Below are 15165 nucleotides of genomic sequence, written 5' to 3'. Positions count from 1 at the left end.
ACGCTGTCCTCAAACAGCCATTAAAAATCGAAGGAGGCTGTGAGTATGAATTGCCTTGGGTCAATGATTGAGAACATGGAATACTGCCCGTCGGGATTGACCGCAATCGGTTGGAGACGCCCGTCCTCAAACACATCACGGACATTCAACTGGAAGCGCGCCCGCACCTTGCCCCTAAGCATGCGCGTTGTGTAAGACAGGCTGAGGTCCGCCCGGAAATGGTCCTTGTCGTACACAGGCTTGTTGGGATCCAGGGTCCGGACAAAGCCGTCGTCATCAGGTGGCCCCGCGAGGTATCCAATCGCGCCGCGGCCCTCCCATCTAAAGCTTCCCCCGACGGATATGTTTCTCAGGTATTTGTGGGAAGTTATGCCGGACAGCCTGTAGTTTGTGAGCATATTCAGCCTATATTTCCGAATCTGCGGACGACTCTTGCCCAGCGTCGCGATTGCCAGTTTATACGGCGCGCCAACCTGAGATGTGTAATAGTTGATGGGGATGTTGGCATCGCCGCTCGGTGGAGTTGTCGGATTAGTGCTGGCTGTCCACCAGTAGTAACCGGTATTGGGATCCTTGATTGTGGTCCATATGGGCATTCTCATATCGATGTATTGCTGGGCGGCCGGACCGATCTTCGAATTTATCGCTTTGATCTCGGCACCCGAGAATTTAATGGTCCAATGCCGGCTTATATTAATATTGCCTTCAATCTCAACGCCTTTGGAGCTCGATTCATTGATATCCGACACCCTGCCCGAGGTGCCCGAGGCGTTTCTCATCTTTTCCATAAATCCATCCGTCAGCTGTATCTGTTCAGAGACAGAAACGGCGACCTGCTCGTCAGTCCACGTGGGATGCGCCTCCTGGGTCCATCGCGTCGCACTCCCGCGTAAATTACTATTGAAAGATGCGCCCGTAACACCAAAATCCAAGAGTTGTGCGCGGTTTCCGATCACATTCAAATCACTCTTTCGAACATTCTCATCAAAAGTCTTGTAAAAATTAACCCCGAGCACAACACGCCCTTTGAATAAGGAAAATCTCACACCATAATCCTTCCCCTTGCCTGAGGGTCCCGGAATGGGATCACCAAGGATATTGATTGCGGCTATGGCCGGGGTGAAGCTATCCGCCTCATTATAATAAAGGCTGAGAAATCGGAACGGCTTTATCACGATGCCTTTTGTCATCGTCGTCCCCGTTGCTTCCTCCCAATCCGCGGAAAAATTCCACAAGGGACTGATATCGTAGTCTATCTTCCCCGCATTCAACGCGGTGTCACTTGCCACGGACGAGCTGGTATCCCGGCGGACGCCCCAGAGGGGCAGCACCCTGTCGTTCAACAAAAATGCCTGCCAGACAAACCCGCGTGTCTCGATTTTCTGGCGGGTGCGGGTTCCCGCGTAATACAAGTCGCGTATTTCCGAGGGATCCGTCTGCCATTGCCTGGTGGCCTTGTTGTAGTAGGTCAGGTTTTGTGCCCCCACAAAGGAAAGCGGCGCATTGGGAGCATGCACAATGTAATCGCCCGGCTCATCGCCAACATAGTAGCGCCATCCTGGAACGGCCCCGAGCGTGGGTTGGGTTGCGCCGGGTGCGGTCCACAACACGTATTCGCGCGCGGCAGGGGTCCCGCCCTCGGTCTTTATCCATTCGCCATATCCGCTCAGACGATGCTTTCCCAGCCATTTGATAATTCCCTTGGACTTGGTGAGATCCAACTGGTATGCCAAGGTCAGCCTGTAATCATTGGTGTCGTTGTCCGGCCATCCAACGCGAATGTCGGTTCCTCCAAAATAGGGCCGCAAATAGTAGGGATTGGGCTCGCCGCTCAAGAGCTTTTCGTTCACATCCACCAGCAGTTTAAGCGGCGTGCCCTGTCCGCTGCCGACGAAATTTCTGCTGGTTCCACTAATTTTCTCATCATACAATCCGAATTGAAACGCGAGTATTTGTTTATCATTGTTGATGAGATACTGTTCCAGCGTCAATCGCAGCACCTCGGCTTTCCTGCTTGCTGAATTTGGTTGCAAAAGATTTTGACTTGTCCAGTCATACAACGCCTGATCGGAAATACCGATATCCGTATAGAGCGGAGGGAGCGTTGAGCCGACTTGCATGATGCGCGCCTGGGAGTTGTATGCGAACGGATTCGGCGCCCCGCTGGTCCCGTTATCCGATCGGTTCACCATGAAAAGCTCCGTGGTGCCGTTGTCAACATACAGGGAAGGCCGCGTATATTGGCCCGCGGTGGAACCAATCAGCCCAAGCGGAAGATTTGCCTCCTGGTTTGTCTGGATGCGGATGCTGGTCCCACCGACGTGCGCAGTATACGTCGTGGGATCCCATGTGGGCGCGCCGGCCGCTTTCCATGCGGTGATAAAATCCTGCGGGGTGACCGTGTTTGGGCGGCGGTTGAAATTGTCGTATTTTTCGTATGACGCTTTGATATCGGTCCAGCGAAAAGGCCGGGCCGCCACGGCAAACGTTATCCGCTTCGTCCTGTCAACCGAGGGTTTGCGTTCGAATCCTCTCTCCTCATGCAATCCCAGCACTCGAAACGCGAGCCGCCTCTTGATTACCGCGTTGTTTATATCAAAACTCACTCGTGTTCCGCCGTAGGAATCGATACGAGCCGTGACATTTCCGCTGTTGCGCGAAGGGTTTGCGTAGGACGGAACGATGTTCACCGAGCCGGAAGCCGACCCCAGGCCGAAAATGCTGGAGTTGGGCCCCCGGCTGATTTCGACCGAGTCAACATTATATGTGTCAACCGGCACTTTGCTGGAAAATCCATTGACAGCCATGTTCGCCGCGCTTAATCCACGCACGCGGTTTGCGGTCTGTGGGTCCAGTCCGGCATCCACGACGTTGCCATTTCTGTCCGTTGCAGTGGCATTGAATTGCCGTGTTCCTTCGGTATTCGCCTCGTTGACGAACAGGTCGTTAATATCAATGGATGCGGTGTCGATAATCTGCTGTTTATTAATGACGGTAATAGAAGCAGCGAGATCCGCCAGTTCTGAATTTAAGCGCGTGCCGGACATCGTGTTCGATGCTTGATATCCCTGGTCCCTGCGGCTTTCCACGACAAATGGTGATAATTCCACGACGGCTTCCGATGCCCGCTCGTCTTCATCCGACAATGTCCGGGACGGGACGGCCTTGCTGGCGGGCCCGTCATCAGCGGCAATGCAAGGACTGCACACCAAGCAAGATGCCGCCATTATCGTAGCGGATAAAAAATAACAGAGCGAAGGAGCGGTCGGGGTGTTCATGATGATTAAGCAAATAGCGTCAGGTTGTGAAAAATACAGACGCTTGTGTAGCGAGGGGAAGGCAGGGATTGCAGGGGACATTTTTGCGTTGAGATGATCATTTTTGCGCATTGACAATCAAGGCTCGGTATTGCGGGAATCAAGCAATTGAACCCTCTGATGCTTGCCATGAGCAATGCGAACCCTCCTGCTGCCAAGCCCCCTCCACTGGGCCGTGCCCGCGTGCATATCGCTTTTACCCAGTGTTTTTCATTCGTGGAAAGCGCAAGGCATGGAATATTGGATTATGCCAAGACCTGTGGCCGATGGAAGCTTTCGTTCACGCCAGAGGCTCTCGGCCCGTCCATCGCTTGGCTTCGCCACGCCCGGATTGACGGTGCGATCGCGCATGTGGTAAGCACCGCGGACAAACGGATCGTGAATTCATTGCCTTTCCCCGTGGTCAATTTGGCCGCCCTGATTGACCCCAAGGGGATGCTATCGGTAATAGGGAACCAACAGCAGATCGGAAAACTGGCCGCCTGTCATCTGCTGGAGCGGGGGTTCAGGAGGCTTGCCTACTACGGGACAAGCAACATGTGGTACAGCCGGCAGCGTTTGATTGGTTTCTCCGAAACGATCCGGCAAACCGGCGCGACGTGCGAATCCCACGTTGTGGATTCCAAGTTGCATATGTCCGCGGGCTGGCACGAGCAGCATCGCCAGCTCGAGTGCTGGCTGCGCGGTTTGCGTCTGCCTGTTGGAGTATTTGCCTGTACCGACGCGCGCGCCGCAATGATTGTGGATGCGTGCGAGTCAATCGGTCTTCGCATACCCGAAGACGTGGCGGTCATCGGCGTGGATAATGATCCATCCATTTGTCAGCTCAGCAGTATCTCATTAACGAGCATCGCCCGCAATGACTGGAAGATCGGATGGGCGGCGGCGACGGTTCTCGACCACGCCATGGCCGGACATGCGCTGGATAATGAATTGACCCTCATCGAGCCTGAGCGCGTGGTGGCGCGCAAGTCGACCGAGACACTCGCCATCGACGATCCTCTTGTGGCCGGGCTGGTGGCCGAGTTACGGGAGCATCTGAATAAACCCTTCGGCGTGGAGTGGCTGATGCAACGCAGCAACCGCTCGCGCCGCTGGCTGGAGGTGCGTTTTCACCAAGCGTTGGGCCAACCACCACTGGCAATAATTAATAATCTACGTGTGGCGAAAGCCTGCGAGATGCTGAGATCTGCTTCCAATAAGCATATGGCGCTGACGGATATCGCCGCGCAATGTGGTTTCACTGATTTGCGGCATTTCCGGATTGTTTTCAACAAGCATACAGGAATGTCGCCTAAAAAATTCCAAATCGACGCCACAAGCCGTCCCTCTGGCAGGTCAGACAAGTGGCTCGGCCGGGAGGAATTTGATTGGGTCATAAAGCCACCATAACAACAATAAAAAGCCTCCCGCCCGTGCCATGCGCAACCTATCTATAGCTCTAAAACCGCCCACTTTAGAATTGCGTATATCATTTCCCGAAAATCGCCAAAGTCGCGATTTATGGAGGGCCGAGCTCCTCCGAGGCCGTCGCGGTCATACGCAACGTTCTCCAGCGATGGCCTCGGAGGAGCTCGGCCCTCCATAAGTCCAATTATCGTTGGGAATTGGTCTTACTCCGCCTTGTCCACAAAAACGAGGACGGCGGTGGCGTTGTCGTAGCCGCCGCGATGGCTGGCCAGGTCCACCAGCCCGCGGATGATTTCGTCAGGCGCGGCGGCGGCCAGCCGGGAGGCCAGCTCGGTCTCGTCGATCTGCTTCGTGATGCCGTCGCTGCAAAAGAGATAACGGTCGCCGTCCTGCAACCGGCGGTGGAGCGTGTCAACCTCAAGGTCGGCAAGCTGCCCGATGCAGCGAGTGAGGGCGTTGCGTTGAGAGGGATTATACCAATAGGGCTGGCCCTGCGCGGCCTTGGCGCGGGCCTCGTTCTCCACAGAATGGTCGGTCGTCAGGCAGGCGAGTCTCCCGTCGCGCAGGCAGTAGCAGCGCGAGTCGCCGACGTGGGCCAGATCGAGGCACCCGTCGCGAAACACGCCGAAGGTGAGCGTGGTGCCGATCCCGTAGTGCGGGCTCACCCGGCGGCCGAGCGTGGCGACGGCGTCGTTGATTTCGCGGACGACGTCCGCGAGCTGACTGAGATCGCCCAGGTCGCGGATGCCGACTTGCACGAGTTCGACGGCGAGTTGGGCGGCGTCAGCGCCGCCCGGAAGGCCGCCGATGCCGTCGGCCACGCCGTAGAGGCGCAGCCGGTCGTCACAAAGAAGTCGATCTTCATTGTGATGACGGACTTTGCCGATATCGGTGCGGGCGGCGGAACGAAGTTGCATGGGAGCTTGCGAAGAGCGGCCGGAAACCACGGAAGGGGCAAATTTGTAGCAGGTTTGCGGTCAGGCAAAAGGACGAAATTCGGCGTCGCGATTTTCACGGGTAAGGCGCGTGAAACGGGCATGCGGGAGGCTTTCGAGGAAGAGGCGACCGTAGGGTTTGGCGAGGATGCGCGTGTCTAGGACCGTGATGAGGCCGCGGTCGGTCTTGGTGCGGATGAGGCGCCCGACGCCTTGGCGGAATTTCACCAGGGCGTCGGGCAGCGTGAGGTCGTTGAAGGGATTGCCGCCCTGGTCGCGGATCCATTCGGCGCGGGCTTCGAGCACCGGGTGCGTGGGGACTTCGAAGGGGAGGCGCGTGATGATGACCTGGGAGAGCGCGGGACCGGGGACGTCGATGCCGGTCCAGAAGGAATCGGTGCCGAGGAGGACGGCGTTGCCCTCGGCGCGCATGCGGCGGGCCAGTTCGGTGCGCGAGTAGTCGGCACCCTGCATGAGGAGGGGACGGCGGGCGGCGGCGAGTGCGGGGCCGATGGCGGCGGCCACGCGGCGCATGTCGTTGTAGCTGGTAAAGAGGACGAGCGAGCCGCCGGGGACGCGGAGCGTGCAATACTCGATGTAGTCGGCGAGCGCATCGAGCGCGAGGCGGGCCTCGCGCGGCGAGGGCAGCGGGATGTCGGAGGCGACGTAAACGCGCATGTGGCGTTCGTAATCGAAGGGCGAGCGCACAACGGCGGCGCGCACGTCCTCCGCGCCGATGCGTCGCTGGAAGGGCTCGATGCGGCCGCCCATGGCGAGCGTGGCGCTGGTGAAGAGGACGGAGGTGTCGCGCCGGAGCAGCTCCTCGCGCAGGAGCGGGGCGATGTCGATGGGGGCGTTGCGCAGGGTGACGATGGTCTGGCGGCGTCCGCTGCGTTCGAGCCAGTAAACGGCCTTGTCGTCGGCGAGGCCGAGGAAGTTGCGCAGGGTGGCCTGCGCGGATTTGAGTTTCTGCGATTGTTCGAGCAGTTCCTCGCGTTCGCGGCCCTCGTCGAAGCGGTCGGCGAGGGTGCGGACGGCCTTGATGAGCGCGAGGAGGGGGCCGTCGAGCCAGGGTTCGGCGACGCCGGGCGAGCGCACCCGGACGACGGGTTGTTTGTCGAGGAGGCGCTCGGCGAGGAAGGTGAAAAACTGGTGCGCGGCTTCGAGCGCGTCGGCGACGAGTTGGAGAGTCTCCGCGGGCGCGCCGTGTTTTTTGAGCAGGCCGCGGTTCTTCTTCGGGTTGTAGAGGTATTTCAACATGCGGTCGACGCCGTAGCTGGAGAGGCGCAGGCCGAAGTGGTCGGTGGCGACATCGGCGATGGTGTGGGCTTCGTCGAGCACGAGAAAATCGTCGGGGAAGAGGATGCCGCGCGAGCCGCCTTTCGCGACGGCGCCGCCGGCGTTGAGGTGGGCGAAGAGGAGGGCGTGGTTGACGACGATGACATTGGCCTTGGCCAGGCGGGCGCGGGCGCGCTGGTAGAAGCAGCGTTCGCAGTCGCAGTATTTGCGGGCGCAGGCGGAGGAATCGGCGTTGACCATCTCCCATATTTCGGGGGACGGCGGCGGGGAAAGCTCGTGGCGGAGGCCGTCGGCGGAGGTTTCGGCCCAGGCGGCGATGCGCTGGAGTTCGTCGTGCTCGGGCGTGGCGAAAAGCTCGTGCTTGTCGCGCAGCGCGGCGGCGAGGCGCGTGGTGCAAAGGTAGTTGGACTTGCCGACGAGCACCGTGCTCTTGAAGGCGGCATAGTTCGCGAGCCCGGGATCGGCGGCGAACACGCGGCGGCAGAGCGGGAGGTCCTTCGTTTCGAGCTGTTCCTGAAGCGCGATGGTGTGCGTGGAGACGAGGAGCTGGCGGCGCTGGTCGATCGCGTGCACGATGCCGGGGAGCAGGTAGGCGAGGGATTTGCCGACGCCGGTGCCGGCCTCGAAAAGCAGCGGCTCGTCGGCGGCCATCGCGACGGCGGCGGCGAGGGCCATCTGTTCCTGCTGCGGGCGATGCTCGAGCGCGAGGGCGGCCTGCAACACGCCGCCCTCGGCAAAAATGCGCGCGGCCAGCTCCGGCGCGCGCGAAGGCGGCGGCGGCTCATCCTCCGCGAAATGCGGCGGGAGCGGTTCGGAGGCGTCTGGCAGGCCGATCATGGGAAAATGTGAATTTCCTCAGTTCGGCCCGAACTCATCCGGGTGTCAATGAAGGGTGCCATGCGGCGGCAATGTTGCCCGCGCCGATACGCCCTGTTTTCCTGCCCGGCATCGGGGATGCGCCGGGATCCCGAATATCATATTGTTTTAGTTGTCATATTTATACCAAGGCCAGCGGTCGCTGCAACCACCCTGCCTGCGGGACAGCGCGCGCCGCAGGACGGATTTTTCGGATGCCGGCATCCGCCGTCATCGTTGCAGAAAAAATTCCCAAAAAAAGCCGTGCACGATTTGCACCAACGCCCGGAATGGGTTTGGGTTGGGGCCATCACCATACTTTCGAGCCACGCCCTGCGGGGTGGCAACCAATCGCGGTCCACGGACATCGCACTCTCGCGGAATTCGTCATAGACCGGCTTTTTTCTTAGCTGTCCAGGCATCTTCCAGCTTGGCGCCCGGCTTTCCCGGCAAGCGCTTCTGATTCCTTCCCACCATCAACATCAAGCCTTCCGTCCCTATCATGAGCAAGCCTCTCTCCATCGCGCTTCTTGTCATCGGCATCATCCTTCTTGTGTTCGGTTATAATGCCTCGCAATCCGTGTCTTCCAATATTTCGGAGACCGTGCAGGGCGCTCCGTCCAACAAGGCAATCTGGCTGATTACAACCGGCGTCATTGCCACGCTCGTCGGCATCCTCGGACTCGTTTATCGCCGCCGCCCCTGACGATTTGTCAATCACTCTTGGGCGTATTTGCATGATTACGCAGACTATCGCCTCACCGACAACCATCACTTCCCTCATTATTATGCCAAAATCATCCAAATCCGCCGCCGATTCCACCGACACCGCCATCGAGGAACTGCGCGCCCTGCTTTCCGAAGCCGAATCCGCGCTTGGCTCCGCCGGCGGCGATCAGGCTGACGACAAGATCGACCAACTGCGGAAACGCCTGCGCTCCGCGCTCGATAATATAAGGCCCAAAATCGACGAATGGAAAAACATCGTGCAAGACCAGGCTGAACGCGCCGACGAATACGCGCACAAACACCCGTATTATGTTGCCGGAGCGGCAGCCCTTGCCGGTGTCGCGGCCGGTCTGATTTTTGCACGCGGCTGCCGTCGGTGACGCCCTGCCCTGCCTCCATCGCTCCGAGGCCTGTCATGCAGGCTTTGCCAGGCCCGTGACAGATGCGTCTTCACCGCCGCATCCCGGCGCCACGGCAATCCTCCCCTTATGGATCCATCAGCCCGCCGCTCCGCGCCCTCGTCATCCTCCGGCGCAGGCGCATCCAATTCACGATCCCGCTCCCGCGCCCGCACGGTGGGTGCTCTCGTCGCCCGCGCGCTCAGCCATCGGGTGACGTTGGCCGCGCTCGATGCGAAAGACGCCCGGCGGGAATCCGGCGCCATCGCCTTGCAGGCCTGCCTCGGCCTCGGCGTCGCCGGCATGGCCGGCATGATGCTCAACCTGATTCTGCTCACCCTCGTGTGGGATCTGCCGTCGCGCGTCGTCTGGCTCGCCCTGTTTCTCTTGTGCGAGACGGTTATCGCCATCTGCGTGACCGCCGCGGCCTGGCGTCGCTTGCAGCGCCTGCGTCCGTTTGCCGGATTCATCAAGCAGATCAAGGCCGATTACTCCTGCTGGATCGATTCGGCATGAGCAGACGACCCGCTTTCCTGCCATCCATGTCCACTCCACAAAGCTACGATCAAGACGAGCACCGGCGGCTGCTTGAACTGGCCTGCGAGATGGACCGGCTCGAATGGAGGCTGGCCCGCCGGCGAAGCAAATCCGCGCACCCTGTGCTTCAGGCGCTGGATATTCTTCATTTCGCCCAGCCTCTTCTTCCGCGTTATCTTCGCTACGCTCTCGTTGCCTATTCTTTCGCCAGGCGCTGGTGGAAGTGGTCTTGATTTCTGCAAGCCCTGCGCATGCCCCGCGATCGCGCCTGCGGGAGTCAACGGTTGACCTTCAAACTGTTTCTGGTCCCGACGGATCTGGCATAATGATTACAAGCATCCATCCGCGCCCTTTATGCCCCCCCTGTCCCTTGGTGATTCAAACTTCCGGTTTATTGTGCGATGCCATGCCGCCCGCCGCTCGCTTCCCTGCCTGTCCGCGTTGTTTGTCTTCCTGCTCGCCGCCATCGCGCCGTCCGTGCTGAAGGGCGCGCCGCCGAGCACCGCCAACACGCTCCTGCTGGAACCCGAGACCTTCGCCGCGCACGGCGGCTGGGACATCATTGACGGGCAGGACGGCACCACGGAAATTTTCATCAAGTCGGCCGCCACCGGCGGCACCGCCTTGGCCGGCTTCAACATCACCACCGCCGGCACCTACGCGGTATGGGCGCTGTCGCGCGACTTCGACACCAGCCCCGGCACCCGCCTTTTCGGAGTGTGGATTGACAAAACCGAACCGGACGAAGTATGCGGCAAACACGGTGTAAACGGCTGGCGCTGGGAGCTCGCCAAGACGCTGTCGCTGACCGCGGGGACGCACACCATCGAGGTGAAACATATCAACTCCCTCGGACGACTGGAGGCGGTGCTCGTCACCAGCGCCGACCTCGACCCCAACGCCCCCGGTGTCACCCGCGCCTCGCTCAACACTTACAACCAGGCCCCGCAACAGGCCGTGCGCAAACCCGTCACGGCCCCCGAACTCGCCACCCCGTCCGTCACCGAAGGCACCGCGGGCGTGGCGGCGGAGTTGCAAAACACAAATATGACGCTGCGCTTCCGCAAGGCGCAAACCGCCGGCGGACAGGACGTGCTGCTCCGCGAGGTCGAGTTCCGCACCGGCGCGACCGCCGGCCAGTCCTGGCGGGCGAAAGTGGAGCCCGTGCACCTCATCACCAGCGCCACGTCCGCCATTAGCTATGCGTGGGCTCCGCGCTGGAAATCCGTCGAAACCGAGGACTGGGAATTCAACGGCGCCACCTGGACGCTGCCCGTGGACAGCCGCAACGCCTTCCTCGCCGGCGACGCGCGCGCCCGCTATCTGCCGGAAACCGTGGAGCAAACCGTGGACGCACGCACCGTCAGGATATTTTATAAACTGCAACAAGGAACCGCCCCCGCCGGCCTTCCCGCCGGGCTCAGCGTGACATGGCATTTGCCCGAGACCGGTTTTGCCGCGCGCATGGAAACATCGCTCACCGCCGCGCAGGCGGGCTGGTATTCGCTCGCGTTCGCGGCGGGCGGCGCGGGCGGCTTCCCGTCCGGCGAAGTCGCCGCCCTCCAACTGCCCCCGCTCTACCAATTCAAGCGGGCGCCCGACGTGCCGGTCGTGCTCATGTCTTCCGTCACGCCGCATCCGCTCGCGCTGGTGGAAACGCAGGGCGCGCCGGGAATCACCCACGGCGTGATCGCCGACCCCGGCGGACTCATCCCCGAATGGGCCGCGCAGGGCAACGCCACCTGCGGCTTCTCCCTGCGCGGACGCGAGGGGGAAATCCAGCCCGCCGTGTTCGCCCCCCTCCTCGGCGGCAGCGGCTCGCAAATAAACGCCGGCGGCACCCTGGGCGCCGCCTGGTGGGTGATGACCGCCCCGCAATCCTGGCTGGAGACGATGCGCGACGCGGACACCGCCGTGCTGAAATTGCGCGACTACCGCGAACCGTGGAACAGCTCGATCACCCGGCAGGCCCTCAATATCATAAACCTCATAAAATCCGGCCCCCAGTTCCGTTGGTATGACAACCTCAAGGGGCCGTCCAATATAGAAGCGCCCAGCACCGCCACGCAGTCGGCCCCGCTCATGCTGGTGTCGGCCGCCCGTCTCACCCGCGACGCGGAATTTTATAAACAACGCGGCCTGCCGTCGCTCGAATTCGCGCTCAGCCGCCCCTACGCCCACTACGCCACCAGCACCGAGAACAACGGCTACGTGACGCGCGACGAACTCACCCGCCTGAACTTCAACAACCGCTCCTACGGCACCGCGGCATGGCAGGGTTTCGACGAACTGCTCGGCGGCCTCAATCCCTGGCTGCGCGACAATATGAAAACGTCGGGCGGGCAGGTCCGCCCCGTCAGCGGCGTCCCCACCTGGTCGGAAAAACTGGCATTGTATAGAAGCGTCCCGGCTCCGGCATTGCTGGCCGAGATTGTCAACGACGCCAAAACCTGGGCCGCAAGCGCGTTTGACCGCGCGTTCGAGCCCCCGGTCAGCACCGGCGCATTTTATAATGTCTCGTTTTACCCTTACTGGTGGGATTTGCTCGACTTGTATGAACTGACCGGCGACCCCGACGTGCTCGCCTACGCCCGGCAGGGCGCCGCCCAGACCGCCGCCGGGCAATGGGTGCATCCCATCGTCCCCGAAAACGCGACCGCCACGCTCTATCCGGGGGGCAGGGTTGACTACACGCGCACCGTCTGGTGGGACGGCAACGAGCGCAAGCGCCTCGGCTGGCCTCCCGACTGGCCGTCCGGCACGCCCATGACGTTTGATATTCCGGAAAAAACCGTGCCCGCATGGCTGCCGGCCACCGCCGGGCTCGGCCTGGAGCAGCCCAGCACTTACTTCACCGCGCACGGGATGAGCAATATAATGAACACCACCTGGGCCGCCAACCTGCTGCGCCTGTCCGCGTATACTGGCGAGGATTACTGGCGCACCCACGCCAGGAACGCCCTCATCGGCCGGGGCTCCAATTATCCCGGTTATTATCTGTCCCTTTATATTGATTTGATGCACGACCCCGAGTATCCCGACAAGGGGCCGGACCTCACCTCGTTTTACTGGCACCACGCGCCCGTCCACCTCGCGATGCTCGTCGATTTCCTGGTGACCGACGCCGACGCGCGCACGGACGGCGCGATTCGCTTCCCCTACGTGAAATCGCAGGGCTACGTGTGGTTTTCCTCCCGCATCTACGGGGGGCGACCGGGCAGGATCTTCGACGATGCGAACTGCTGGCTCTGGCTGGACGACAAGAAATTCAATGTGGATACGCCCAAGGTCGATTACCTCGGCGCGCGCAGCGATGAGAAATTTCACCTTGTAGTATTAAACCAGGCGCGGGACGCGGTCGCCGCCAAGGTTTATATAGACACGGCGGCGCTGGGCATCGCCCCGGCGGCTTCCGCGCACCTGCGCGACGCCTCCGGCTCCGTCACCATGGTCGAGCCCGGCGCGGACGGCAAATACCCCGTCTCCCTCGCGCATCGCGGCTGGGCCGTGCTGACTTTCGACGCCGCGCCGGAGGATGCGTGGCCGGCCTGCCCCGCCCTCTCCGAAAAACCGGTGAAGGCGACCATCGACGCCACCTGGGGCGACATGCACGCGTTCCGCATCCGCTCGCCCCACGGCACCGACTCGTTTTATGTCGGCCTGACCGGAATGCCCGACGGCGGAAAAATAACCCTTGTATTCGAGGATGCCGGCGGCAGCCGCGTCATCGCGTCAAAATCCGGCGGTCCCTATGAAATCAGCGCGCATGATATTTCGTTTGGCGACGCCATCCGTTTCAAACTCCAACTGGAGCAGGCGGGCGGCGCCACCACCACGACACCCGTGTTTACTTTGAACGGCACCGGACCGACGACCCCCGGCGGACTGTCGGCCAGTGACGAGGGCAGCGGCCGCGCCGGGCTCCTGTGGACGCCAGCGCCGGGCGCCGTGTCATATAAAATCAAACGAGCCGCATCCCCCGGCGGGCCTTTCCAAATGATCGCCCAGATCCCGGCTGCATCCGGCGCGGCGATGGAATATATCGACGGGAATCTGGTTGATAACCAGGATTATTATTACGCGATTTCCGCCGTCAACCCCTACGGCGAAAGCCCGGACAGCGCGATTGTCGGCGTGAGCATCATCAACAGCGCGGCGCCGAAAATCACCGCGCACCCGGTCGCGCAAAACGCCGAGTGCGGAACGAAAATCACGCTCTCGGTTTCAGCCGCCGCCGAAACCGGGCTGGTTTATCAATGGCTGAAGGATGGCGTGGCCGTCACCGGGGCCAACTCCCCCACCCTCCTCCTCGCCGGATTGCCGTCGGACAGCGGTGTTTACCGGGTTCGCATCACCGGAAAAAATGGCGCCACCCTGAGCGACCCGGCGTCAATCACGATCACGCCGGATCAGGACAGCCCGTTGCTCGCCCCGGCGTCCGTGACGGTGGACGACGCGGGCATCCTTTATGTTTCCGACGAGGAAAAGCACATTGTCCACATCCTCACGCCGCCGGGAAGCCTCAATGTTTATATGAACACGTTTGCCGGCACGCCGGGCGTCACCGGCACGGCTGACGCCACCGGCACGCAGGCCCGGTTCAACCGCCCGCTCGGTCTCGCCGCGCGCGCGGGCGCATTATATGTGGCGGACTTCGGCAACGGCGCGCTGCGCGCCGTCACCACCGGGCGCGAGGTGGGCACCCTCGCCACCGGCGACCTCGGCGGAACGGCGGGAATCACCACGGACACGGCGGGCAACATCTATGCCGCCGACAAGACATCGCACGTGATTCGCAAAATCGAGGCCGCCACCGGCGCCCGGCATGTCATCGCCGGACTGTTGAATAATTCAGGCACGGACGACGGCAACGGGACCGGCGCCCGCTTCAATGCGCCGGCCGGCATCGCCTGGTCGTCCGGCTCGACCGCCGGCGGGGTTTTATATATAGCCGACACCGAAAACCATGCGATTCGGAAAATGGATTTGGGCGGCGGCAACCTCGTGACCACCCTCGCGGGCAGCGCAGGCATGCCCGGCTGGCTGGACGGGGCCGGGGATGACGCGCTTTTCAACCGCCCCGAAGGCATCACCGCGGACATTGACGGGACCTTGTATATAGCCGACACCGGCAACTCCCTCATTCGCGAAATCGCGCCCGGCGGGCCGGTGAGCACGGTGGCCGGCGGCGACGCCGGAGCAGCGGGTTTCAAGGACGCGACCGGGACCAATGCCCTGTTCAACCGGCCCCGAGGCGTGGCGCTGGGCCGCGGCAGGGAATTGTATATAGCCGACACCGGCAACCGGGCGATCCGGCGGATAGACCTCAACAACAACGTTCAAACCCTGCTCGCCATTTCGTCCGGCTCCACGCCCGGCCAAGATCCGGAACAGCCGGGCAATCCTGAAGGAGGAGGCGGCGGCGGGGGTGGCGGAGCATTGTCGTCGTGGTATCTTATCGCAATCTCCGCCCTGATCCTTTCCAAGGCGGCGGGCTTCTGTTTCAAAACTGCCACGCGGTTCGAGATCAGTCGCAAATAGGAAGCGGCATTTTGGGAGAACCTCGCGGGAGCCCGGCCCTCCATAAGTCCATGCCCTTTGCGAGCACTATGGATGCCGTTAGTGGCAGGGCGAAGCCTCCGGCTGAGCCGTTGCGGCTCGCGGCCCGGCGAGGACGCCTCGCCC

The 15165-nt window shown here is 61.6% G+C and carries 9 protein-coding genes; 6 read left to right on the top strand and 3 right to left on the bottom strand.

Annotated features, from left to right (window positions below):
* Nucleotides 1-20 precede the first annotated feature (20 nt).
* Nucleotides 21-3278 carry a TonB-dependent receptor plug domain-containing protein gene (locus OH491_RS20960; protein WP_334319649.1) on the bottom strand — a complete coding sequence of 1086 codons (3258 nt, stop codon included), beginning with the start codon at nucleotides 3276-3278 and terminating at the stop codon, nucleotides 21-23.
* A gap of 168 nt (nucleotides 3279-3446) precedes the next feature.
* Between OH491_RS20960 and OH491_RS20955 the strand changes: the two genes are divergently transcribed.
* Complete coding sequence (locus tag OH491_RS20955; RefSeq protein ID WP_334319650.1) at nucleotides 3447-4709, top strand: DNA-binding transcriptional regulator; 1263 nt, start codon at nucleotides 3447-3449, stop codon at nucleotides 4707-4709.
* Nucleotides 4710-4930: 221 nt separating this feature from the next.
* Here OH491_RS20955 and OH491_RS20950 read toward each other — a convergent pair whose 3' ends face one another.
* Nucleotides 4931-5644: a PP2C family protein-serine/threonine phosphatase gene (locus OH491_RS20950; RefSeq protein ID WP_068772586.1), complete on the bottom strand. Its 714-nt coding sequence runs from the start codon at nucleotides 5642-5644 to the stop codon at nucleotides 4931-4933.
* A gap of 60 nt (nucleotides 5645-5704) precedes the next feature.
* A complete protein-coding gene (locus OH491_RS20945) occupies nucleotides 5705-7798 on the bottom strand; it encodes an ATP-dependent DNA helicase (RefSeq protein ID WP_068772587.1) in 2094 nt (697 codons plus the stop codon).
* A 520-nt stretch (nucleotides 7799-8318) separates the two neighbouring features.
* Between OH491_RS20945 and OH491_RS20940 the strand changes: the two genes are divergently transcribed.
* The 5 genes from OH491_RS20940 (at nucleotide 8319) to OH491_RS20920 (ending at nucleotide 15021) form a co-directional block, all read left to right on the top strand.
* The gene (locus OH491_RS20940) at nucleotides 8319-8522 is read left to right on the top strand and encodes a DUF3185 family protein (RefSeq protein WP_068772588.1); all 204 of its coding nucleotides are present in this window, start codon (nucleotides 8319-8321) and stop codon (nucleotides 8520-8522) included.
* An 82-nt stretch (nucleotides 8523-8604) separates the two neighbouring features.
* On the top strand, nucleotides 8605-8925 hold the full coding sequence (locus OH491_RS20935) for a DUF883 family protein (protein ID WP_068772589.1): 321 nt from the start codon (nucleotides 8605-8607) through the stop codon (nucleotides 8923-8925).
* Between the two features lie 108 nt (nucleotides 8926-9033).
* Complete coding sequence (locus tag OH491_RS20930) at nucleotides 9034-9459, top strand: hypothetical protein (protein WP_068772590.1); 426 nt, start codon at nucleotides 9034-9036, stop codon at nucleotides 9457-9459.
* Nucleotides 9460-9485: 26 nt separating this feature from the next.
* A complete protein-coding gene (locus tag OH491_RS20925) occupies nucleotides 9486-9713 on the top strand; it encodes a hypothetical protein (protein WP_068772591.1) in 228 nt (75 codons plus the stop codon).
* Nucleotides 9714-9834: 121 nt separating this feature from the next.
* The gene (locus OH491_RS20920; protein WP_145929059.1) at nucleotides 9835-15021 is read left to right on the top strand and encodes a hypothetical protein; all 5187 of its coding nucleotides are present in this window, start codon (nucleotides 9835-9837) and stop codon (nucleotides 15019-15021) included.
* The last annotated feature ends 144 nt before the right edge of the window (nucleotides 15022-15165 follow it).

It is taken from the genome of Termitidicoccus mucosus, assembly GCF_038725785.1.
In the GTDB taxonomy this organism is placed as follows: domain Bacteria; phylum Verrucomicrobiota; class Verrucomicrobiia; order Opitutales; family Opitutaceae; genus Termitidicoccus; species Termitidicoccus mucosus.
This window is presented reverse-complemented; position numbering and strand designations above follow the sequence as displayed.